Source organism: Nocardia sp. NPDC051030 (assembly GCF_040683015.1).
Lineage (GTDB): Bacteria > Actinomycetota > Actinomycetes > Mycobacteriales > Mycobacteriaceae > Nocardia.
The window spans coordinates 1-1,186 of the sequence record NZ_JBFBCD010000022.1; the positions used below are offsets into that span (position 1 = coordinate 1).

Here is a 1,186-nt window from a genome sequence, read left to right on the forward strand (position 1 = left end):
GTGCGGCGTTCGACGTAGGCGCGGGTGCGTGGGTCGTGGCGCATGCGGACCAGGGCGATGGTGTGCAGGGCGTTGTTGGCGGCGCGGTCACCGCCGCGGTTGAGGCGGTGCCGGTGGGTGCGTCCGGAGGAGGCGGGGATCGGGGCGACACCGGTCAGGTGCGCGAAGGCGGCTTCGGTGCGCATGCGCTCAGGGTTGTCGCCGGTGGTGGTCAGGAGTTGTCCGGCGGTTTCGGGTCCGACTCCGAACATGTCGAGCAGGCGGGGGCCGGCCTGCTCGATCAGTGGCCGGATCTGGGAGTCGAGTTCGGTGATCTCGGCGTCGAGCAGCTGGTGGCGTCGCGCCAGCGCGCGTAGCGCGGACTTCGTCGCGGTCAGTGGGTGTGCCAGGTCGCGGCCGGGCCGTAGTCCGGTCAGGGTGCGGATCAGGGTGGCGCGGTTCGCACCGGTGGTCTGCTCGCGTAGCACCGCGGGCGCGGAAACGAGCAGGCCACGGATCTGGTTCATCGCCTGGGTGCGGGCCTTGACCGCGCTGCGGCGCGCGGTGCGCAGCACCCGCACCGCTTCCACGACACCGTCGCGGGTTTTCGGGGTTCCGCTCGCGCGTCCGGACAGGACCGCGGTCGCGGCGGCATAGGCGTCGATCGGGTCGGATTTGCCCTGGGTCCGGCGGGTCTTGCGGTCGGGGCGATCGACCTCGATGACCGTGACGGCCGCCGCGGTCAGTATCCGGGCCAGCTCGGCACCGTATGCTCCGGTTCCTTCCACTCCGACCCTGACAACGGGCCCATGAGAACCTAACCAGCACAACAGCTCTCGGTAGCCACGCTCGGTGGCCGGGAACTCGCGGTCAGCGACGTGGCGTCCCACTGAATCGATGACGGCGGCGTGATGAGTCGCTCGGTGCGTGTCGACGCCGCCGGTGACTTCGCGGGTTTGATCGGCCATGCTTGTCGTGTCCGTCCCTTGTTGGAAACCGTTGCGGGGCGGCACGCGCCGGTCGGGCAGGTGGACAAGACTGTGGCGGGGCTTCTGACCAAGCTCCTATGAGGTCACAAACACCCGTCCGGCCGCGTGCGCGATGGCACCCGAACCGGTCAACAAATCAAAAGCAGGACAGTCGAAGACGTCAGTCTCTAAGCGGGTCAGACCACTCGGATGCCATCAACATCATCCTCACAGTCTCT

Annotated in this window: 1 protein-coding gene; it reads right to left on the minus strand. The window is 68.5% G+C overall.

All coding sequences use genetic code 11. From position 1 onward, the window contains the following. Positions 1-947: IS110 family transposase (locus AB0N05_RS38860; RefSeq protein ID WP_364704282.1), on the minus strand; the 947-nt coding region annotated here is incomplete at its 3' end. Positions 948-1,186 lie beyond the last annotated feature (239 nt).